This is a genomic window from Alcanivorax sp. 24, assembly GCF_004360225.1.
In the GTDB taxonomy this organism is placed as follows: domain Bacteria; phylum Pseudomonadota; class Gammaproteobacteria; order Pseudomonadales; family Alcanivoracaceae; genus Alloalcanivorax; species Alloalcanivorax xiamenensis.
Genome location: NZ_SNUA01000014.1, coordinates 38,228 through 56,966, shown reverse-complemented (window position 1 = coordinate 56,966; position 18,739 = coordinate 38,228). Strand labels below are relative to the sequence as shown.

At 60.5% G+C, this 18,739-nt stretch carries 24 protein-coding genes; 14 read left to right on the top strand and 10 right to left on the bottom strand.

The window, feature by feature from the left end:
- Positions 1-77 precede the first annotated feature (77 nt).
- The 5 genes from fabR (at position 78) to E0L37_RS16905 (ending at position 4,337) form a co-directional block, all read left to right on the top strand.
- Positions 78-710: an HTH-type transcriptional repressor FabR gene (fabR, locus tag E0L37_RS16925; protein ID WP_133492876.1), complete on the top strand. Its 633-nt coding sequence runs from the start codon at positions 78-80 to the stop codon at positions 708-710.
- A gap of 104 nt (positions 711-814) precedes the next feature.
- Entirely contained in the window at positions 815-1,174 is a 360-nt protein-coding gene (locus tag E0L37_RS16920; protein WP_133492875.1) for a putative quinol monooxygenase, read from the top strand.
- A 107-nt stretch (positions 1,175-1,281) separates the two neighbouring features.
- Complete coding sequence (locus E0L37_RS16915; RefSeq protein WP_133492919.1) at positions 1,282-2,211, top strand: MoxR family ATPase; 930 nt, start codon at positions 1,282-1,284, stop codon at positions 2,209-2,211.
- A gap of 9 nt (positions 2,212-2,220) precedes the next feature.
- Positions 2,221-3,579, top strand: a complete 1,359-nt coding sequence (locus E0L37_RS16910) for a VWA domain-containing protein (RefSeq protein WP_133492874.1) — start codon at positions 2,221-2,223, stop codon at positions 3,577-3,579.
- Between the two features lie 206 nt (positions 3,580-3,785).
- The gene (locus E0L37_RS16905; RefSeq protein ID WP_133492873.1) at positions 3,786-4,337 is read left to right on the top strand and encodes a porin family protein; all 552 of its coding nucleotides are present in this window, start codon (positions 3,786-3,788) and stop codon (positions 4,335-4,337) included.
- A gap of 57 nt (positions 4,338-4,394) precedes the next feature.
- Here E0L37_RS16905 and E0L37_RS16900 read toward each other — a convergent pair whose 3' ends face one another.
- Both E0L37_RS16900 and E0L37_RS16895 read right to left on the bottom strand, forming a co-directional pair.
- Positions 4,395-5,720: an AarF/ABC1/UbiB kinase family protein gene (locus E0L37_RS16900; protein WP_133492872.1), complete on the bottom strand. Its 1,326-nt coding sequence runs from the start codon at positions 5,718-5,720 to the stop codon at positions 4,395-4,397.
- A gap of 472 nt (positions 5,721-6,192) precedes the next feature.
- Positions 6,193-7,110, bottom strand: a complete 918-nt coding sequence (locus E0L37_RS16895; protein WP_240687493.1) for a LysR family transcriptional regulator — start codon at positions 7,108-7,110, stop codon at positions 6,193-6,195.
- A 101-nt stretch (positions 7,111-7,211) separates the two neighbouring features.
- On the opposite strand from E0L37_RS16895, the gene E0L37_RS16890 reads away from it, so the two are divergent.
- Positions 7,212-7,796, top strand: coding sequence for an isochorismatase family protein (locus E0L37_RS16890; protein WP_133492871.1), 585 nt, complete (start codon positions 7,212-7,214; stop codon positions 7,794-7,796).
- Between the two features lie 172 nt (positions 7,797-7,968).
- On the opposite strand, the gene E0L37_RS16885 is transcribed toward E0L37_RS16890, so the two are convergent.
- On the bottom strand, positions 7,969-8,400 hold the full coding sequence (locus E0L37_RS16885; RefSeq protein WP_133492870.1) for a hypothetical protein: 432 nt from the start codon (positions 8,398-8,400) through the stop codon (positions 7,969-7,971).
- A 267-nt stretch (positions 8,401-8,667) separates the two neighbouring features.
- Here E0L37_RS16885 and E0L37_RS16880 point away from each other — a divergent pair, with 267 nt between their 5' ends.
- Positions 8,668-9,048, top strand: a complete 381-nt coding sequence (locus E0L37_RS16880) for a hypothetical protein (RefSeq protein ID WP_133492869.1) — start codon at positions 8,668-8,670, stop codon at positions 9,046-9,048.
- A 100-nt stretch (positions 9,049-9,148) separates the two neighbouring features.
- Here E0L37_RS16880 and E0L37_RS16875 read toward each other — a convergent pair whose 3' ends face one another.
- Together E0L37_RS16875 and E0L37_RS16870 are read right to left on the bottom strand one after the other, a co-directional pair.
- Complete coding sequence (locus tag E0L37_RS16875) at positions 9,149-9,337, bottom strand: hypothetical protein (RefSeq protein WP_133492868.1); 189 nt, start codon at positions 9,335-9,337, stop codon at positions 9,149-9,151.
- Positions 9,338-9,518: 181 nt separating this feature from the next.
- Positions 9,519-10,349: an NAD(P)-dependent oxidoreductase gene (locus tag E0L37_RS16870; RefSeq protein ID WP_133492867.1), complete on the bottom strand. Its 831-nt coding sequence runs from the start codon at positions 10,347-10,349 to the stop codon at positions 9,519-9,521.
- 197 nt (positions 10,350-10,546) lie between these two features.
- Here E0L37_RS16870 and E0L37_RS16865 point away from each other — a divergent pair, with 197 nt between their 5' ends.
- Positions 10,547-11,563, top strand: coding sequence for an AraC family transcriptional regulator (locus tag E0L37_RS16865; protein ID WP_133492866.1), 1,017 nt, complete (start codon positions 10,547-10,549; stop codon positions 11,561-11,563).
- Between the two features lie 52 nt (positions 11,564-11,615).
- Here the strand turns inward: E0L37_RS16865 and E0L37_RS16860 are convergent, their stop codons facing one another.
- The gene (locus E0L37_RS16860; protein ID WP_133492865.1) at positions 11,616-12,005 is read right to left on the bottom strand and encodes an MAPEG family protein; all 390 of its coding nucleotides are present in this window, start codon (positions 12,003-12,005) and stop codon (positions 11,616-11,618) included.
- A gap of 138 nt (positions 12,006-12,143) precedes the next feature.
- Between E0L37_RS16860 and E0L37_RS16855 the strand changes: the two genes are divergently transcribed.
- Together E0L37_RS16855 and E0L37_RS16850 are read left to right on the top strand one after the other, a co-directional pair.
- Positions 12,144-12,557 (top strand): HIT family protein, encoded by a 414-nt coding sequence (locus tag E0L37_RS16855; RefSeq protein ID WP_133492864.1) that lies wholly within the window; start codon positions 12,144-12,146, stop codon positions 12,555-12,557.
- Complete coding sequence (locus E0L37_RS16850; protein WP_133492863.1) at positions 12,545-12,736, top strand: CPXCG motif-containing cysteine-rich protein; 192 nt, start codon at positions 12,545-12,547, stop codon at positions 12,734-12,736. The genes E0L37_RS16855 and E0L37_RS16850 overlap by 13 nt, the downstream gene beginning before the upstream one ends.
- An 18-nt stretch (positions 12,737-12,754) precedes the next feature.
- On the opposite strand, the gene E0L37_RS16845 is transcribed toward E0L37_RS16850, so the two are convergent.
- From E0L37_RS16845 to E0L37_RS16835, 3 genes are read right to left on the bottom strand one after another with little or no spacing between them, the layout of a single operon-like run.
- Positions 12,755-13,039 (bottom strand): SelT/SelW/SelH family protein, encoded by a 285-nt coding sequence (locus E0L37_RS16845; protein WP_133492862.1) that lies wholly within the window; start codon positions 13,037-13,039, stop codon positions 12,755-12,757.
- Between the two features lie 8 nt (positions 13,040-13,047).
- A complete protein-coding gene (locus E0L37_RS16840) occupies positions 13,048-13,641 on the bottom strand; it encodes a YajG family lipoprotein (protein ID WP_133492861.1) in 594 nt (197 codons plus the stop codon).
- 45 nt (positions 13,642-13,686) lie between these two features.
- Positions 13,687-14,658: a polyprenyl synthetase family protein gene (locus tag E0L37_RS16835; protein ID WP_133492860.1), complete on the bottom strand. Its 972-nt coding sequence runs from the start codon at positions 14,656-14,658 to the stop codon at positions 13,687-13,689.
- A 256-nt stretch (positions 14,659-14,914) separates the two neighbouring features.
- Here E0L37_RS16835 and rplU point away from each other — a divergent pair, with 256 nt between their 5' ends.
- From rplU to proB, 4 genes are all read left to right on the top strand, one after another.
- A complete protein-coding gene (gene rplU / locus E0L37_RS16830) occupies positions 14,915-15,226 on the top strand; it encodes a 50S ribosomal protein L21 (RefSeq protein WP_133492859.1) in 312 nt (103 codons plus the stop codon).
- 27 nt (positions 15,227-15,253) lie between these two features.
- Positions 15,254-15,514: a 50S ribosomal protein L27 gene (rpmA, locus tag E0L37_RS16825; RefSeq protein ID WP_133492858.1), complete on the top strand. Its 261-nt coding sequence runs from the start codon at positions 15,254-15,256 to the stop codon at positions 15,512-15,514.
- A gap of 232 nt (positions 15,515-15,746) precedes the next feature.
- Positions 15,747-16,928 (top strand): Obg family GTPase CgtA, encoded by a 1,182-nt coding sequence (gene cgtA, locus E0L37_RS16820; protein WP_133492857.1) that lies wholly within the window; start codon positions 15,747-15,749, stop codon positions 16,926-16,928.
- A 44-nt stretch (positions 16,929-16,972) separates the two neighbouring features.
- The gene (gene proB, locus E0L37_RS16815) at positions 16,973-18,085 is read left to right on the top strand and encodes a glutamate 5-kinase (RefSeq protein ID WP_133492856.1); all 1,113 of its coding nucleotides are present in this window, start codon (positions 16,973-16,975) and stop codon (positions 18,083-18,085) included.
- A gap of 126 nt (positions 18,086-18,211) precedes the next feature.
- On the opposite strand, the gene rpsT is transcribed toward proB, so the two are convergent.
- Positions 18,212-18,481, bottom strand: coding sequence for a 30S ribosomal protein S20 (rpsT, locus tag E0L37_RS16810; protein WP_026949548.1), 270 nt, complete (start codon positions 18,479-18,481; stop codon positions 18,212-18,214).
- Positions 18,482-18,739: the final 258 nt, after the last annotated feature.

Below are 18,739 nucleotides of genomic sequence, written 5' to 3'. Positions count from 1 at the left end.
CTCCCCAGGCTGTTGCAAGAAGCCTGCCTTTTATGGCTATATAGGGATAAGTAATAACTAACAGTTGTTTGTTGAGAATGACGGAAACCCTGCGACAAAAGCAGAAAAAGGAAACCCGCGAACGGATTCTGGGCGCGGCCCGGCAATTGATGGCTGGCGGGCGGGGCCTGGACAGTCTGGGATTGCGCGAGGTGGCTCGTGAAGCCGGCCTCGCCGCCACGTCTCTGTATAACCATTTTCCCGATATGGAAGCGCTGGGGTTGGCATTGATTGACGAGGCCTGCTTTCGGCTGCGTGTGGCCATGTCGGAGGGGCGGCGCAGCATGATCGAGATCGGGCCACGCCAGGCGATTCAGGAGTTGGTGGGACGTTTCGGCCGCTTCATTCTGTCCAACGAAGGCGAGTTTCGCCTGTTGCTGCAGCAGCGGCTTGGGCGCAGCCGGCGCTATCGGGCCCGTATTCACAGTGAGCTGCAATTGCTGGTGGATGAGTTGGCCGAGGATATCCGCTCGGTGGTGGCGGCCCAGGGGCGCCCGGCGGTGCCCGCCGAGCGTGAGGCGGAAGCAGCGGTGTCGCTGATGTTCGGACTTGGCGTGGCGATGCTGGATGTCTCTCCGGCGCGGCGCGAGGAACTGGCCGCCAACGCGGTGGAGCAACTGGCGATCCTGGCCCTGGGAGGGCGTCGCTGGGCTCAGGGTGAGCGCCTTTAGTGGTCTTCCGGCGGCCCGCTGGCGGCCTGGGAACCAGGCCGCCAGCGGGCCCGCGCCCTTTGTGCTACAATAGCCGTCTTTCCCAATCTATTTCCTGGAGCACAATGGTAATCGTCAAAGGGCTCATTCCAGTGCGGGATGATCTGCGGGATGACGCCTTGGCACTGATCCAGACTCTGGCCAGCGAGGCACGTCTGGAAGAAGGCTGCGTTTCATACGAAGTCTACGTACAGGCGGATTCCCCCCGGGTCATCATGTTATGGCAACAGTGGCGTAATCTGGATGCCCTGGAGCGTCATTTCGATTCCGATCATCTGGATGATTTTCTCGACCGTATCCCGGATATGATTGATGGCGAGGTGCATTCGTTGCGCTTCGACGTCACCGGTGAGAACGAGGAGGAGATCGAGGAAGCGCCGCCACGTTTTGACGTGGTGTTGGGAGACGATACCGTCCTGCATTGATGCCGTATGTCGGTTTCGGCCATGGCGGCGTCCATTCCTTCCTGAGACCCTGCCGGTGAATCCCCTACACTGGGGAGCCGGATGTGGATAACCGAGAACAAACGCTCATGAAGACCCGTATCGATTCCGTGGATGACGTGATCGCCAGTTTCGCCCGCCAGGGCTATATATGTGATCAACGCACCGCGCTGGCGGTATACCTGGCCGCTCAGTTACAAAAGCCGATCCTGGTGGAAGGTCCGCCAGGAGTGGGCAAAACCGAGCTGGCCAAATCCGCCGCCGCTTTTCTGGAAGCGCCGCTGATCCGCCTGCAATGTTATGAAGGGCTGGATGAGAGCCGCGCCCTCTACGAGTGGAAGTACGGTAAGCAGTTGCTCTATACGCAATTGTTGCGCGACAAGCTCAGTTCCCTGCTGTCGGATGCGGAGAGTCTGGAGCAGGGAATGGCGCGTCTCGGGGATCTTGGCGATGCCTTCTACAGCGATACGTTTCTGGAGCCCCGCCCGCTGCTGCGGGCGTTGCGCGCGGACGAGCCGGTAGTCCTGCTGATCGACGAGATCGATAAGGCGGATCAGGAATTCGAGGCTTTCCTGCTGGAGCTACTCTCCGATTTTCAGATATCCATTCCGGAACTGGGTACGGTGCGTGCCCGCCATCGTCCCCTGGTTTTTCTCACCAGTAATGATCAGCGTGAACTGTCCGACGCTCTCAAGCGCCGCTGCCTGCATCTCTACATCCCCTATCCGGAACCGGATCTGGAGCGTCGCATTGTCGCCGAGCGGGTGCCGGAGCTTGGCGACCGCTTGCGTGAGCAACTGGTGGGTTTCATTCAGCACCTGCGCGAGCAGGACATGAAGAAACTGCCGGCCATTTCCGAAACCCTGGACTGGGCCCGGGCTCTGGTATTGCTGCATGCGGACAGCCTCGAGCCTGATCTGGTCGAACAGACGCTGACTCTGATCCTCAAGAATGAGCAGGATGTGACGTTGGCGCGGGGTTTGCTGCCGCACTGGTTCAGCAAGCAACGCGCGCTTTGAGAGCCCGCCATGGTTGATCGTCGTCTGCATGAGTTTGTCCGCACCCTGCGGGGGGCGCGGATTCGTATTTCTCCGGTGGAAGCGGAAGAGGCCATGCGGGCCGCGGCCCTGACCGGCTACCACCCGCGGGAGCAATTTCGCGAAGCGCTGGCCCAGACGCTGGTGAAGGCTCAGGTGGACCGTGCCTGCTTCGACCAGTGTTTCGATGATTTTTTCCAATTCGAATCCATGCGGACGGACGAGGGTGAAGAAGAAACCGACACCGGTGCTTTGCCCGATACCACCGATCTGGATAGCGGAGACTTGTCGGAAACCACCGCCAATCTGATTGCCCAGTCGCCGGAGCAATTGACCCAGAGTCTTGCCGAGGCCGCCGCCCAGCAGGACTTCACCGCCATGCAGGTCATCACCCAGCAGGGCTTGTTCGCCCGGCAGTTGGTGATGAACATGGGCATGGGGGCAGTGGACGACGATATTCTGCGTTTGGCGGCGTCACCACGCCGTCGGGACCAGAACCGGGCGGAGCAGTTGCGTGACTGGCGCCAGCAGGTGCGGGAGCGAGCCAGTCAGTACGTGCGGCGGCAATTCGAGTTGCACGGCCGGGCCCATGGCCGTGCGCTCAGGGAACACACCATGCGGGCGGCGCCGTTTCGTGAACTGCGTGAATACCACCAGATTCAGGACCTGGTGCGACGCATGGCGCGCCGCCTTGCCGCCCTGCATCAACGTCGGCAAAAACGCGCCAAACGCGGCGCCATGGATGCCCGTCGCACTTTGGTATCCAGCCTGCGCTACAACGCGGTGCCGGTGCAGTTGCACTGGCGTGAACGGCGCAAGCTGAAAAGCAAAGTGTATGTGATTTGCGATGTTTCCGGATCGGTGCGTGAGGCGGCCCGGTTTCTGTTGCAGTTCCTCTATGCCATGAATGATGTTCTGCCTCAGGTACGCAGTTTCGCCTTCGCCGCCCGCTTTGACGAAGTCACCGACGACTTTCGTCAGTACAATCCCGATGTGGCGGTAGGGCGTATTCTTGACCGGGTTTCCGGCAGTGGTACCGACTACGGCTATATGTTCGAGTCTTTTCAGCAAGCCTGTGGCCGGGAGATAGATCGGCGCAGCACGGTGATCATTCTCGGGGACGCGCGTAATAACGATCTTCCGGCGGGGGAAGAGTATCTGGCGGAAATTTCGCGCCGTGCCCGTCAGGTGTTTTGGTTGAACCCGGAGCATCCGTCGCGCTGGAACAGCGGTGATGCCATCATGGCCAAGTATGAACCTTACTGTCGTGCCGCCCGTCGTTGCTCCAGCCTGAATGACCTCAGTCGTTTCGCTGATTACCTGCTGCGGGCGTTAAACAATTCGCAGTAGCTTTAGGATCATGAACAGGGTCCAAGTGAAAATTTTTCGTTATCGCCATGCCTGGTGACGAAAAGACGAAAGAAAAATCCCCGCGAAAAATGCGAACTGCGTCGCCCGCTTTTAACGCCATTTAACCCCGCTCCTGAACTCCCCCGGATAGCATAAGTCACACCGTTGTAACCCGAGTGGTTCAACTTGCTAGAAAGGAGTGATTTATGTTGACCCGGAAATTCGCGACAGCAGTAGCCGTCACTTTCTCGCTCACCGCGGGCGGGGCCTACGCGGCTGGTCCCTTTATCGGCGGCAACTACACTCAAATGCAATACGATAACGAGGAGTACGACAGCGATACGCTGAAAATTGACTCCGCCGTTTTTCGTGCTGGCTATGAGTTCAATGATTATCTCGGAATGGAGATCCGCGGCGGCTTGGGATTTGATGAAGATTCCAGAGGGATCGTGGACTTTGAAATGGACAATATGTACGGCGCTTATGTGAAATTGTCCGCGCCGCTGGCGGAATCGGTGCATCCTTATATCATCGGCGGCTACACCAAAATGAAAGGCACGGTGAAGGCTGAAGGGACCCTGGCGGGAGTCAATTATCAGGTGGACGACAGTCGCCGTTTCGAGGATCAATCCTACGGCGCGGGTATCGATGTGAACCTTACTGATACCCTCGGCATGAACCTTGAATACATGCGTTATTTTGACAAGGACGAAGAGGAAATCTCTGGTATCAGTGTCGGTTTGCGCTCGGCGTTCTGAGCCAGTGTGTTTCGGCAATCTGAAACGGCGGGGCAAGGGGTTTGAGCAGAAAAGGGCCTACCCCGCTTTCGTCGCCGCCATGCTGGACTGCAGGCGCGGCAAAAACGCAGAACGAACCCCCAGGGCCTTCATGGTCCAATAGTGCCCGCTCACCACTCTCTCCACCAATAATGTCCGCGATGAAGGCTGAAATGTCAGCAGTGCTGATAAAGGCGTTTTGCGCACCGTTTCCACCATATCCAGGTGAACCCGGGCGTCGGTGAAATTGACCGGCTCGGAAGAGAATCCGCTCAGTATCAGCGGTACCCAACGATCGTAGAATCCCGGTGGTGGATGGCTGTCGGGGCGGCGCGCCCCCAGTTCGATCAGGCCAGCGTCAAGGCGTTGCCAGTCGCCACGGGTGGCGGCGTTGATCACCTCGCCGAACAGTTCGATATCCTCTCCGCTGAGATGTTTCACCGCGCCAAAATCGTACATTACGATGCTGCCGTCCCGACGGAAGGCGAAATTTCCCGGATGGGGGTCGCAATGGACGGTGCCTAACTGGAATATCTCCGCCGCAAGGGCGTCGAACAGGCGCTCGCCCAACTGGTTCCGTAAAGGCTGGTCGAAGCCGTTCTCGTCGTTGACCTGATGCAGGGGGACGCCGTCTTCGCGGCTCAGGGTGAGAACCGCTTCACCGGACAGGGACTCATGAACACGGGGAATCACCAGCCAGGGGTGCTCACGATGAAAATCGCGCAAGCGATTCAAATTGCGCGCTTCCTGATGGTAGTCCAGCTCTTCGTCGAGGCGTGAGCGGATCTCCTGAAACACCGCATCCAGTGCGGCTTCATTGACTTTCAGAAGGCTGCCGAGCTTAAGGATGCGTTTAAGGTGGCGCATATCCGAATCGATCGAGCTGCGCACCGCTGGATACTGCACCTTGACCACCACCGATTCTCCATCCCGGGTAATCGCGTCATGGACCTGGCCGATGGAGGCGGCCGCGAAGGGCGTTTCGGAAAATTCGCTGAAATGGTCGGCGAGCTTGCCGCCCAGATGGGTTTCCAACTGGCGGCGGATAACGTGGAATTGCATCGGCGCGGAGGCGTTCTGCAGTACCGCCAGTTGTTCACTGATTTCCTTGGGCAGTATGTCCTGCATCTGCGAGGCGATTTGCCCCACTTTCATCACCGCGCCTTTCATCTCCCCCAGTGTGGCCGCGACTTCCTTTCCGATATGGCGCATCAGGGCTTCGCGGTTGGTTTCGCGCAGAGCGTCATCCTGGAACCAGCTCTTGACCTGATGCGTGGCCACGCGAGTGGCGATGGAGGTGGTCATGCCCGTCAGCTTGAGCAGGCGCCCGCTGCCGGCAAGCGGGTTACGGATTCGTTTGGCCACGGGTATCCTCCACGGCATCACTATCGGAATTCCCATGGTGCTCTAATCCGGCAAGGAAGGCGATGGTGAGTCACTTCATGGACGACTGGCCAGAAAAGAGGTGCGCCGTGGCCACAGACAAAGGGCCGACACAATGCCTTTTGCGCAGATTAGGCAAGACTTGAAAGCGTATGCAGCGTAATCAGTTAGCTATGGATGGCTGAAAGCGCGGCGTTGTGGGCTGGGAGCCACATAAGAGCCTTGAGAAAGCAAGCCGGATCGCGCTGTAGTGGTGACGATCGCCAAGGACCGCACGCTTATCCGCAGATCCGAGTCCGCTCTCTCTACAACTGCTGTGAGCGCGCGCATTGAACGGCGCGGTTGGCGAATCGGATTGGTGATCATCGCACGTTTGGGAAGGCAATCGTTCCCGCCCGTATTTCTGCCGCTAATTCCCGGTGGGTCGTTTCGAAGCGGGCGCGGCTCGTGCCGCCTACTGTGCCAAGTGCTCTTTCAGATACTCGATGAAGCGCTGGGCTTTCGCTGGCAGCAGGCGGGTTTCAGTGAGCGCATGCACTTCAATGGGCGTTGCCTGCCAGTCAGGCAATACCTGCTGGAGGCGCTGGGTGCTCACCCCCGTGGTATCTGGCACGCTGGACCGGGCGAGCAGTGCGATGCCCAGGCCATACGTGGCCAGGCGCTGCATCATGCCGACGTTGTTAAGATGAAACCTGCCGTTCACGGCGACTTGGCGCTTAGAGCTGTCACGCAGCAGTGTCCAATGAGTTTCGTTCGGAAAAAGAAGACATTCGTGTTGCGATAGCTCGTCTGGCGTTGCTGGTTCGCCATGTGCATCCAGATAGGACGGCGATGCATAGAGACAGCGCTGCACATGGGCGATCTTGTGGCCGACAAGGTGCGAATCCGTCAGTATCCCCATGCGGATCGCTACATCGAAAGGTTCGGCGACGAGATCGACGCGGCGCGGCGTCAGATCGAACTCGAGCGCGATACCAGGATAGCGGCGGCAGAACTCTGGCAGGTGTGGGGCGAGGAATACGATGGCGAAGTCCACCGGCAGGGAGACGCGAAGCACGCCGCGTGGCTGCGACACAAGCTCGCCGAGCTGTTCGTGTGCCAGACGGGCTTCCTCGACGATGCCTCGGCTGCGCTCGAAATAGAGTTGTCCGGCTTCGGTTAGCTCGATGTGGCGTGTTGTGCGGTGCAGCAGGCGCAAGCCGATCGCCCTCTCCAATGCCTGTATCCGGCGTGACAGCGTCGAGCTTGGCATGCCCAGTGCCTCTGCCGCGCGGCGAAAGCTCTTGGCTCGCGCCACTTCGACGAACAGACTCATGTCTCGCAAATGGTCTGTGGTGTGGTTTGCTTTCATTGTGCCAAAAATGGGATTCATAAATGAGATTTTCCGTATTTACACCAAATATGGTTCGCTGGATAGTGTGATCACGGCTGGGTGGCGCCCCGGAGTCCACCTTGCGTATCCGGAGAACTGCAATGACAGACAACCGTGCCTTCTGGCGTGACGCCGCTGTCCTGCTCATCGACCATCAGGTCGGTACGATGAGCTGGGTGAAATCGATCCCTTTCGAGGAAATGAAGCGCAACGCGCTAATGCTCGCCAAAACTGCCCGCATCCTGAGATTGCCTGTGGTACTGACATCAAGCATGGAAGACCATGCCCAAGGTCCGCTGTTGAGTGAACTCGCGGAGATACTGCCCCAGCAGTTCCAGTCGCGCATCCAGCGCGCGGGCATCGTCAATGCCATGTTTGACGACCAGTTCGCTGCGGCCGTAAAGGCGACCGGGCGCAGAACGTTGATCGTCGCCGGGGTCACGAATGACGTGTGTACGGTGTATCCAGTGCTGACCCTGTTGGAGGCTGGCTATGAAGTGCTGGTCGTGGCCGATGCTGGAGGTTCACCCGGTAAGACGGCCGATGATCTGTCGCTTGACCGGATGCAACGTGCGGGTGCCACGCTGTTGGGCACGAACCAGTTGCTGGCAGGTTTGGCGGGGGACTGGTCGACACCGGAAGGTGTTCAGATCGTCGAAGTGATCGGTCAGGCCTTGCAGGCCTGATCCCAAAACGGGCTGGCCGAACAACATTATGATGGGCGCGGGTAATTTATTGATAAATCTGCTGTATCGAGCTGCGGCGCCGAGCGGCGGACTACCGCGCTGGAATCATCGTGAACCAAAAAAAGGGGCCGATAAGGGCCCCAAGTAAGGAGAGAAGTGACAGAAATCAGAATCAGGCGCGCTCTTTCTCGCCGGCGCTGACCAGCTCATCCAGCAGTTTCTGGCCTTGTTGGCGCACGGTGGAAACGGCGCCCACACCCGCCAGCACGAACTCGTTGCTACTTTCCGCTTTTTCGCCGCGCTCTTCCTTGCCGGCGGCAACCAGGTTTTCGTAAAGCTCCTGGCGTTTCCGCGGCGCCTCGTCGACCAGCTGGCGGGCGCTGAGAAACAGGCCGCGGCTGGCCAGAGCCAGTTTTGATTTGCCCTCGGCCTCGTCGCCGTAGTCTTGGGCTCCGGTGGACAGGTAGTGTCCGTAGAGCTCCTCGGATTTCTCATTGGCCTTGCTGTAAGCGCCCAGTCCGGCCAGGTACAGGGTGTTGGCCAGGCTTTTGGCACGGTTGACCAGATTGGCCCGTTCTTCACGCAGTTCTTTCAACTCGCCCATGGATCGCCTCTCGTCAGCGGGTCGTTTGGGGATCGGCAAGCGCCATGGCGTCGCCGGAGAAAAGGGTTTGGCGGGAACGATTCGCCAAAGTGTGGCGCCCAGAGTACGGGGTGTCGTGACGGGACACGGTTTTGATTGTCGGACAATAAAACAACGTCCGTTGGTCGGCCTTGTGATGCGTATCAACCTGGGCCCGCCAAATTGCCCGTGGCAGAGATTTCAGGGCGTCCGTACACTGCCTGAAGAATAAATGTCGAGATGGATTCCATGAGTGAAGCGTTTATTGCCAAGGTGCCGGAGCGCATCTGGGCGGGGGGAAGGCCGGCTCGGGCCCGGCAATGGGAAGCGGAATTCAACGTGGCCTCCTGGGTACGGGTGACCGGGGCTCGGGGCCGGGTGGAGTTGCGCGTGTGTTGCCTGGATGAAAAGGGCGAGCAGGCGGTGGTGGTCGACTGCGCCGAAGTTCAGGGGGAGGGGAGCGCGTTGTTGTCCGGAGTGGTCAAGCTCAGGCTCAGTGACAGTGTGGAGCAGATCCAGGTAACCCTGGGCCTGTCCGACTCCGCCATGCGTTATGTCGTGGAAGAGCTGTATATGCAGCGCAGAGGCATGGCCTTGGATCCTCAGGACAAGTTGATCTCCAACTACTAAGAGCCTGCGCAAAACCCGAAGGGCCGAGCCCACGTTCTATCAGGTGAGAAGGGAACTCCGGGTGCGGTGGTGTAAAGACTTTGAACAGGCTCCAAGCGCTTCAAGCCGCGCCGCCCGCGGTGCGGCGGGACTTGCTGCCGGCCTCTCGCGGCTGGCGGGGCCGGGGCGGCTTGCGGTCTTGTTCCAGTAATGACTCAGGCCAGCAATGGAAGTCCAGACCGGTAAGCCGGTTCAGATTTTCCAGAGCGGTTTCGGGGTCGTGCTCTTCGAGGCGCATGACTTTGCTCATGATGTCTCACCTGATCGTCTTCCCCCTTGGTTAGCGAGAACCGTGCCAGCCTGCGGCTTTTTATATTTGATTAAAAATCAATGAGATACAGTTTCTTTTTCGTGAGCCTGACGATTCGGCGCCGCGCCTTGCGGCAGGATGTGACGGTTTTTGCCAGTCACCGGCGCCTGGGGCGCGGCGGTCAGGTGTCCAGGAAAAAGTCCGGCAGCAACTGATCATCGCTCAGTGACGGATCCACTTTGTAGCGGTCCAGATCCACGCCTTCCGCCGCCAGAACCTCATCATCAATAAAGAAGTTGCCGCTGCACCGGGCCGCCGGCCGGGTCAGGATGACATGGGCGGCGTCGGCCATGATTTCGGGCTGGCGCGATGCCTGCACCGACTGTTCGCCGCCCAGGAGATTGCGTACCGCGGAGGTATTGATGGCGGTCCGTGGCCACAGCGCGTTGACGCCCACCCGGTTCCGGTATTCATCCGCCAGGCCCAATACGCACATGCTCATGCCGTACTTGGCCATGGTGTAGGCCAGGTGGCGCCCGAACCAGGCTGGATTCAGATTCAGTGGTGGCGACAGCATCAGGATGTGAGGGTTTTCCGCCCGGCGCAGCAGCGGCAGGCACAACCGGCTGGCCAGGAAAGTGCCGCGGGCGTTGACCTGATGCATCAGATCATAGGACTTCATGCCGGTGCTTTCGGTGGAAGTCAGTGAGATGGCGCTGGCGTTGTTGACCAGAATGTCCAGGCCGCCAAAGGTTTCCTCCGCCTGTTGCACCGCGTCCGCCACGTCTTCCTCGTGACGAATGTCCCCCACGCACACCAGCGTTTTCCCGCCGGCCTCCTGCATTTCCTCGGCCGCGGTATAAAGCGTGCCCGGCAGCTTGGGGTGGGGTTCGGCGGTTTTTGAAAACAACACGATGTTGGCACCGTCGCGGGCGGCGCGCAGGCCGATGGCCTTGCCGATGCCACGGCTGGCGCCGGTGATGAACAGGGTCTTGCCGCTCAGTGTCGACATGATGCTCTCCTTTAATGTGTGCCGGGGGAGTTTTACAGAGTACGCCGGCCGCTGGAGAGGAGGGAAGAGGGGGGCGGTTGACCGCAGGTGCCCGGTCGACGGGCTTCAGGGGCAATGCCGGTCGGGGAGGGGGCTGGGTATGGTGTGCAGGTCTGTCATTTCAGGCCAATGCGAGAGATCAAGACGGGAACGGCAAGATGACAATTCTAAAAATGAATCCCGAAGAATACGCAGTGTCCGCGGAGTACCTGATTCCCTTCATGGAAGTGATGAAGAAGCGTGGATTCAGCGAGGAGCAGTTGCTGGATGGAACCGGTGTCCGCCGGGGATGCTGGCGCGAGGCGAAATCGCGGGTCTCCGCGACGCTGCTGCGGCGGGTGGCCCGCCGCGCGGTGATGCTGACCAACGAGCCCTGGCTCGGGTGGGAGCTGGGAGCGGCGACGCCCCTGTCTTCCCATGGTTTTCTCGGCTACGCGGCGATGAGCAGTGAAACCCTGGGCGACGCCATCGAACTGGCGGTGAAGTTCTTCCGCATCCGCAGCACCCTGATTCAGCTCGAGTCCTTTGTCGAGGGCGACTGGGCGGTGCTGCAGGTCAATGAAATGCTGTCTCTTGGTGATCTGGCGCCGTTGCTGACGGAGAGCCTGTTTTCCAGTTTCCACTTCATGGGGCTGCAGATGTTGCCGGAGGTGGAGCTGTTCGGTGAGCTGCGCTTTTCCTATCCGGAGCCGGATTATTTTCAACGGCTGAGGCCGCTGATACCGGTGCCGGTATATTTTGATTGCGCCTATAGTCAGATGCGCTTTCCGGCGGAGCGTTTGCAATACCGGCTGCGCTTCGCGGATCCACGTCTGGCGCGTCTGGCGGAAGTGCAATGCGAGCAGGAACTGGCCCATATCAAGGCGCCGCCGCCACTGTTGGGCCAGGTGCGCAGAATCATTCTGGCGCGCTCGGGCCGGTTCCCGGGCGTCGAGGAAGTGGCCAGTGAGCTGCACATGTCCTCCCGAACGCTCAAACGCAAGCTGCAGCAGTTGGGCACCAGCTATCAGACGCTGCTCGATGATCTGCGAAAGGGGCTGGCGGTGGAATACCTGTCACAAAGTCGGCGCTCGGTGGACGACATCGCCGCCGCGCTGGGTTATTCCGATGCCTCCAACTTTGCCCGTGCGTTCCGCCGCTGGACTGGCAAGAGCCCGTCGGACTATCGCGGCTAGGACTCCCCGTGGACGCCCTGTCCCGTGGAGAGCGTGGCGGAACCGGCCGTGTTCAATGAAGGATCAGTGAACTGACGGCACCGCCAAGCGCGCCCAGCAACAGCGTCAGCGTCACCAGGAAGCCAAGCAGGAAGCCGGTGCCGCGATCCCGGGGCTGTTCCAGGTAATGATTGAAATAGAGCTGGCGGCCGATCAGGAACAGGCCGCCCACCACCGCCGCCGCGCGCGGCTCCAGGTACCAGCCGCATAGCCACAGCGCCGGCAGGAACAGCACCAGCTGTTCCACGGTGTTGGCATGGATTCGGTGGCTGCGTTCAAATAACTCATGTCCGGTCACGGATGGCGCGCGGATCTGGTATTTGACCCGGGCCCGTCCCACCAGGAAGCTGAACAGGGCGCATTGCAGCAAGGCAAGCACCGTGACGATGGCCACCCATTCCATAACCGTCCCCCCAGACAGAAAAGCATGTGACGCCGCCAATGGCGGCACAGCCTTGATAGGCTCTAATAATTTTGGCGTATCATGCTAGCCTGGATGGCGTGGCATGGCGAGAAGTGCCCTGGATTAAACGGAGAGGTTATGACCGCGGTGGTATTGCATGAACGGTTGGCGGCGGACACCGGCGCCGTGGCCGAGGATGAGTTTTGCTGGATTCGCTGGTTGCGCGACGGCCGTTTTCCCTGGCTGGTGGTGGTCCCGCGCAGGGCGGGAATCCGTGAGTGGCATCAACTGGCGGAACCGGAGCAGCACCGGCTGCTAAGCGTGGTCAACGGGCTGGCGGCGGAATTGGAACGGGTTACTGGTGCCGACAAAACCAACATCGGTGCCTTGGGCAATCTGGTGCCTCAATTGCACGTCCATGTGATCGCTCGCTTCCGCGACGACCCTTGCTGGCCGGGGCCTGTATGGGGGCAGGGAACGCCTCGCCCGGTGGAAGAAGCACCGCGGTGGCTGGCGCGGTTGGCCTTGCCGGAGGGGGCATGGACACGCTGATACCGGTATCGGTGCAATGTCCCCATTGCTGGCAGTACTTCGAGGCTCTGGTCGATCCCTCTCAGGGCGATCAGGAGTATGTGGAAGACTGCCACGTCTGTTGCCAGCCGTTGGTTCTGACGGTGGTGCTGGCGGAGCCGGAGTTTCCCGAAGTCAGTGTCCGCCCGGAAAACGACTGACGCCGCCAGTGTGGCGGATTATTGCGGCGGGTGGCGGTCGATGTGGCCGAGGGCGCGGTCAGGGCAGGCGATATCGCGCACCCGGCGCTTTAGCTCAGTGATCTCCGGAAAGCCGCCGTCTTCGGCCCGGTCCCAGATCAGCGTGCCATCCACGCTGATCTTAAATACTCCGCCGGTGCCTGGTCGCAGCGTGACGCCCTCCAGTTCTTCCGAAAACGTGGAGAGCAGCTCCTGGGCATACCAGGCGGAGCGCAGTAGCCAGTTGCATTGGCGGCAGTAGTGAATGCTCACCTGGCCAGCCACGAAACCGCTTACTCGCTATCGCCGGGGAAGTCGGCGCCGGCCAGGAAGGCCAGCATTTCCGGGTCCTGCAGCAGACGCTCGATGGCTTTGGCCAGGATGTTGTTGATCATCTGCCGGTTTTGCGCCAGAGAGGGAGTGAATGGCGTTTTATGTTCCACGCTGCTTTTGTAGGTGCCGGTGTGCGTGGTCGGGCCGCGACGGGCTTCCGCCTGCAGTACCAGACTCAGATCGACCCGGTTCACCACGGAACCCGGCTCTGGAACATAGTCCAGCTGTTCCAGACGCACTTCCAGCGTCGTGGTGTCGTCGGTGGGGTTGAAGGCGTTGAAGCCCAGGCTTTGCAGGCCGTTGCGGACGGTGTCGGCGATCGCCGCCTTGATGTCGTTACTGGGGATCAGCAGGGCGGTTTCGTCGTAAACACCGCCGCGGCTGCCAAACTCATTCTTGCCGCGGGAATCGACACCAATGACCTGCACCGAACGGTTATGGCCGACATTGGAGGCCTTGACCTGCACTTGCGGGTCGACCTCAATGCGCTGCGGGCTCAGGGCACAGCCGCTTACAACCAGGGCGGCAATCAGAACGGTCAGTAGGGAACGCATGAGTCTTTCCTCATCTGTCTCGGTTCGGGGCTCTATGAACAGGTTCTAATGGGTCCGTTTCAGGGATTCCAAAGCCAGGGTTCGCAGAGCTTCTTTATAACGGGACTCGGGTACCGTCTCCAGTGCCGCCAGGGCAAGCCGGGTCTGTTCCTCCGCCACCGCCACGGTGTGGCTGAGGCCACCGGAATCCCGCACGATGCGGATGATATCCTGCAGACGATCCAGCCCGCCGGTACGAATGGCGTCCTTGATCAGTTTGGCCTGCTCCTGGGAGCCGCTGCGAATGGTGTGGATCAGTGGCAGGGTGGGTTTGCCCTCGGCCAGGTCGTCACCCACGTTTTTGCCCAGTTCTTCCACATCGCCCTGATAGTCGAGCACGTCATCCACCAATTGGAAGGCGATGCCGAGGTGGCGGCCGAAGGTGGCGAAGGCCTCCGCCTGATCGCGCTCCTCGGTGGCGCCCAGCACGGCCCCGGTTTCCGCGGCGGACTCGAACATCTTCGCGGTCTTGTGGTGGATCACCCGCATATAGCTTTCTTCGCTGGTGTCCGGATCACGGCAGTTGATCAACTGCAGGACCTCGCCCTCGGAGATGGTATTGGTGCTCAGGGACAGGATTTCCAGCAGCCGCTGGTCCTCCAGTGCCACCATCAACTGGAACGAGCGCGAGATCAGGAAGTCGCCCACCAGCACGCTGGCGGCGTTACCCCATACCGCGTTGACGGTGGGGCGGCCGCGGCGCAAACCGGATTCGTCCACCACATCATCGTGGAGCAGCGTGGCGGTATGCAACAATTCGATGACCGCGGCGACGTTGACGTGCTTGTCGCCGGAATAGCCGGCGGCACGGGCGCAGAGCAGGCACACCAGGGGGCGCAGACGCTTGCCGCCGGATTGGATGATGTACTCACCGACCTCGCGGATCAGCGGCACATCCGTATCCAGGTGGTGTTGGATGAAGCGGTTGACCGCCTCGAAATCGTCGGCGACGTTGGAACTGATGGCCTTAAAATCCATGGGGCAGCAATCCAGCAGAATGGGCGCGAACAGCGGGCAATGCTAGCAGGGGGCGGCGGGCAGTCAAGAAAAGCCGCCAGCGGGCAGCCGATGCCCGCCATTCGGCGCCCCGGGCTTGAGTCGCGGCTTGCTTTGGCGTACACTTCGCGGCCCTTTTTAGTCATCGTCCAACGGGCCCCCAAAGCGACCCCCGTCTCCTGGTTTGCAGGGACAAGACAGGCAGGTCCGCCCGCGAGGATCATCTGGAGCAAGACGGATGTACGCAGTCATCAAAACCGGTGGCAAACAGTACCGTGTGGAGGAGGGTGATATCCTCCGCGTGGAGAAAATTGAAGTAGGCACCGGTGAAACCATCGATTTCGACCAGGTTCTGCTGGTTGCCGATGGCGACGACATTAAAGTAGGTCAGCCGCTGGTGGAAGGCGCCAAGGTCAGCGCCGAAGTGGTCGAGCAGGGCCGCCACAAGAAGATCCATGTGGTCAAGTTCCGCCGCCGCAAGCATCATCGCAAGCAGCAGGGTCATCGTCAGTGGTACACGGCGGTGAAAATTACCGGGATCCAAGGCTGATTCTGGTCAAGGCAGGAGGATTGAGACATGGCACATAAAAAAGCCGGTGGTAGTACTCGTAACGGTCGCGATTCCGAAAGCAAACGCCTTGGCGTGAAGCGCTATGGTGGCCAGCTGGTTCAGGCGGGCGAAATCATCGTTCGTCAGCGTGGCACCCGCTTTCATGCTGGTGTGAACGCCGGTATCGGTAAAGATCACACCATCTTCGCGAAGGCCGAAGGCCGCGTTAAGTTTCAGGTGAAAGGCCCGAATAACCGCAAATATGTGGTGATCGAACCGGTCGCCTGATCCCCGCGGATCGGCCTGAAAAACCCCGCGAGGTTCACTCCCGCGGGGTTTTTTGTGAGTACCGTCCATGGCGGCCATCCTTTGGGTCATTGCTATCGTAATGTCAAAATCGTTCCCGACGAGTTTTTGTTACCCGCCGTCCATGGATATCACCTTGCGGACCGTCGCAGCGGTGAACTTACCCCGCGCCTCGCGCTAAACTATCCCTTACGCTTTTCAAGAGTCCTTCACAATGCAATTCGTCGACGAAGCCATCATTGATGTCCATGCGGGCAAGGGCGGCGATGGCTGCCTGAGTTTCCGTCGTGAAAAATATGTGGAATTCGGTGGCCCCGATGGCGGCGACGGTGGTGCTGGCGGGCACGTGTTCGTGCGGGCCGACAATAATCTCAACACCCTGGTGGATTATCGCTACGAGCGCATTTTCAAGGCGCGTAACGGTGAGCCAGGGAAAGGGCGCCAGATGACTGGCAAATCCGCGGATCATGTGGTTCTTACCGTGCCGGTGGGGACCACCATCATCGACGTGGATACCGACGAGGTGCTGGCGGATCTGGCCGGAGACGGCGACCAGGCGATGGTGGTGCGTGGCGGCCGTGGCGGTCTTGGCAACGTGCACTTCAAGAGCAGCACCAACCAGGCGCCACGTAAGACCACCAAGGGCACCCCGGGGGAGTCCCGGCGCCTGCGATTGGAGCTGAAAGTGCTGGCGGATGTGGGGCTGCTGGGCATGCCGAACGCCGGCAAGAGCACCCTTATTCGCGCCATTTCCGCGGCCAAGCCCAAGGTGGCGGATTACCCGTTCACGACCCTGGTGCCGAATCTGGGTGTGGTGAAGGTGGATCGCTATCGCAGCTTCGTGGTGGCGGATATCCCGGGGCTGATCGAAGGCGCGGCGGAGGGGGCGGGTCTCGGTATCCGTTTCCTCAAACATTTGGCGCGTACCCGGCTGCTGCTGCATGTGGTGGACATCGCTCCGATGGATGGTGACCCGGCTGATCACGTCGATGCCATCGCCGATGAGCTGGACCGCTTCTCCCCGGCACTGGCCGAGCAGGAGCGCTGGTTGGTGTTTAACAAGATTGATCTGCTGGCCGATGACGAGGCCCGTGAGCGGGCTGATGCCATCGTCGAGGAATTGGGCTGGGAAGGGCCGGTGCACATGATTTCCGCCGCCGCCGGGGTTGGCTGCGAGGAATTGGTGTACGCACTGATGAACGCCTTGGAAGACCGTCGGCGGCTTGAGGAAGAGGACCCGGAGTATGCCGCCGGGCAGCGTGAGCTGCGTTCGCGCCTGGAGCAGGAGGCGCGCGAACGGGTTCAGGAGATCAAGCGGGAAAACCGGCGCCGCCGTGACGACAATGATGACGACGATGACGATGATCACGATGTGGAGATCATCTACGAGCAATAGGGCCGCGACCTCGTAAGCAGGCTCTTAAAGGAAGACGGTGCACCATGGCGCGACGCGCACGTTGGGTAGTGAAAATCGGCAGCGCCCTGCTGACCAATGATGGCAAGGGCCTGGACCGGCAGCTGATGCAGCAGTGGGTGGATCGCCTGGTGCGGCTCATGGACCAGCAGGAGGTCGACCTGGTGGTGGTGTCCTCCGGTGCCGTCGCCGAAGGAATGACCCGGCTGGGCTGGCAGCGCCGGCCCGAGTCCATTCATGAGTTGCAGGCCGCCGCCGCGGTGGGTCAGATGGGGCTGGTGCGGGCTTGGGAGGCCTGTTTTCGCCGCCATGACTGGCATACCGCCCAGGTGCTGCTAACTCATGATGATTTGTCCGATCGCAAGCGTTACCTGAATGCTCGCGCCACTCTGCTGACCCTGCTGGGGCTGTCGGTGGTGCCGGTGGTGAATGAGAACGATACCGTGGTCACCGACGAATTCCGCTTTGGTGACAATGACACCCTGGCGGCGCTGGTGGCCAATCTGGTGGAGGCGGAGCGCCTGGTGATCCTCACTGACCAGGAGGGCCTTTATGACGCCGACCCCAGGCAAAAACCGGATGCCAAACTGATCCGCGAGGCCCGCGCCTCGGACCCCGCCATTGTTGGTATGGCGGGCGGCGGCGGTTCCGGGCTGGGGCGGGGCGGCATGGCCACCAAGGTGCGGGCGGCGCGACTGGCGGCCCGCTCTGGCACCATTACCACCATCGCTTCCGGACGCAGTCCTGATGTGATTGGGGAACTGGGGGCCGGGCAGGCACCCGGTACCACGCTGATGCCGGATACCTCGCCGTTGAATGCCCGCAAACAGTGGCTGGCCGGGCACTTGCGCATGCGTGGGCGGCTGGTGCTCGACGAGGGCGCCGTGCGCCGCCTGCGGCAGGCGGGGTCGAGTTTATTGCCGGTGGGAGTGGTGGATGTGTTCGGGCAGTTTTCCCGTGGTGAGATGGTGGTCTGCGAGAATGAGCAGGGGGAGCGGGTGGCTTGCGGGCTGGTCAACTATGATGCCGCCGACGCGCGCCGGATTTGTCGCAAGAAAAGCTCGGAAATCGCCGGGGTGCTCGGCTATATGAACGAAGAAGAACTGGTGCACCGGGATAATATGGTGGTGTTCGGATAGGGGGCGTGGCCATGTTGGCCTTATAGGGGCGGGCGCTGCGCTCTGTAACGGCTCGCGGGGTGGCGGCCCTGGATGGCGGACATAAAAAAACCGGCCGAAGCCGGTTTTTTTCGTGGAACGCTAGATTCAGGCGGCGGACATGGCCTTGATCTTGGCGTTCAGGCGGCTCTTGTGGCGAGCGGCCTTGTTGGCGTGAAACTTACCCTTGCGGGTGGCCTTGTCCAGCACGGAGGTCGCCGTTTTGTAAGCTTCCTGAGCGGCGCCTTGGTCGCCGGAGGCAATGGCCGCGTTCACCTTTTTCAGGTAGGTGCGCACCATGGAACGCATCGCTGCGTTATGCTGACGACGCTTTTCCGCCTGACGCGCACGCTTGCGTGCTTGCGGTGAGTTAGCCAAGGTCCTGCTCCTATAAAATCGGTAGTCTGTATTCAGTCTGTATTCGGTACTGCCCGTGGCTGCAAGCGGCCATGGGTTTTAAAGACGCGCAACTATGCCTATCCGAAACGCGCTTGTCAATGGGAACTGGCGCCCCGGCGGTGCATTCGCTACGCTTGCCCGGCTTTGGGGAGGCCGGATGGTTCCAACGGCTTCCCCGGACATCTGCCCGCGGCGGGAACTGCGAAGTGGCTGTGGGAAGCTGCCTTGGCAGCGAAT

Coding starts and splice junctions, on each gene's coding strand:
- fabR (WP_133492876.1), top strand. CDS start 78: ATGACGGAAACCCTGCGACAAAAGCAGAAAAAGGAAACCCGCGAACGG.
- E0L37_RS16920 (WP_133492875.1), top strand. CDS start 815: ATGGTAATCGTCAAAGGGCTCATTCCAGTGCGGGATGATCTGCGGGAT.
- E0L37_RS16915 (WP_133492919.1), top strand. CDS start 1,282: ATGAAGACCCGTATCGATTCCGTGGATGACGTGATCGCCAGTTTCGCC.
- E0L37_RS16910 (WP_133492874.1), top strand. CDS start 2,221: ATGGTTGATCGTCGTCTGCATGAGTTTGTCCGCACCCTGCGGGGGGCG.
- E0L37_RS16905 (WP_133492873.1), top strand. CDS start 3,786: ATGTTGACCCGGAAATTCGCGACAGCAGTAGCCGTCACTTTCTCGCTC.
- E0L37_RS16895 (WP_240687493.1), bottom strand. CDS start 7,110: ATGAATCCCATTTTTGGCACAATGAAAGCAAACCACACCACAGACCAT.
- E0L37_RS16890 (WP_133492871.1), top strand. CDS start 7,212: ATGACAGACAACCGTGCCTTCTGGCGTGACGCCGCTGTCCTGCTCATC.
- E0L37_RS16885 (WP_133492870.1), bottom strand. CDS start 8,400: ATGGGCGAGTTGAAAGAACTGCGTGAAGAACGGGCCAATCTGGTCAAC.
- E0L37_RS16880 (WP_133492869.1), top strand. CDS start 8,668: ATGAGTGAAGCGTTTATTGCCAAGGTGCCGGAGCGCATCTGGGCGGGG.
- E0L37_RS16875 (WP_133492868.1), bottom strand. CDS start 9,337: ATGAGCAAAGTCATGCGCCTCGAAGAGCACGACCCCGAAACCGCTCTG.
- E0L37_RS16870 (WP_133492867.1), bottom strand. CDS start 10,349: ATGTCGACACTGAGCGGCAAGACCCTGTTCATCACCGGCGCCAGCCGT.
- E0L37_RS16865 (WP_133492866.1), top strand. CDS start 10,547: ATGACAATTCTAAAAATGAATCCCGAAGAATACGCAGTGTCCGCGGAG.
- E0L37_RS16860 (WP_133492865.1), bottom strand. CDS start 12,005: ATGGAATGGGTGGCCATCGTCACGGTGCTTGCCTTGCTGCAATGCGCC.
- E0L37_RS16855 (WP_133492864.1), top strand. CDS start 12,144: ATGACCGCGGTGGTATTGCATGAACGGTTGGCGGCGGACACCGGCGCC.
- E0L37_RS16850 (WP_133492863.1), top strand. CDS start 12,545: ATGGACACGCTGATACCGGTATCGGTGCAATGTCCCCATTGCTGGCAG.
- E0L37_RS16840 (WP_133492861.1), bottom strand. CDS start 13,641: ATGCGTTCCCTACTGACCGTTCTGATTGCCGCCCTGGTTGTAAGCGGC.
- E0L37_RS16835 (WP_133492860.1), bottom strand. CDS start 14,658: ATGGATTTTAAGGCCATCAGTTCCAACGTCGCCGACGATTTCGAGGCG.
- rplU (WP_133492859.1), top strand. CDS start 14,915: ATGTACGCAGTCATCAAAACCGGTGGCAAACAGTACCGTGTGGAGGAG.
- rpmA (WP_133492858.1), top strand. CDS start 15,254: ATGGCACATAAAAAAGCCGGTGGTAGTACTCGTAACGGTCGCGATTCC.
- cgtA (WP_133492857.1), top strand. CDS start 15,747: ATGCAATTCGTCGACGAAGCCATCATTGATGTCCATGCGGGCAAGGGC.
- proB (WP_133492856.1), top strand. CDS start 16,973: ATGGCGCGACGCGCACGTTGGGTAGTGAAAATCGGCAGCGCCCTGCTG.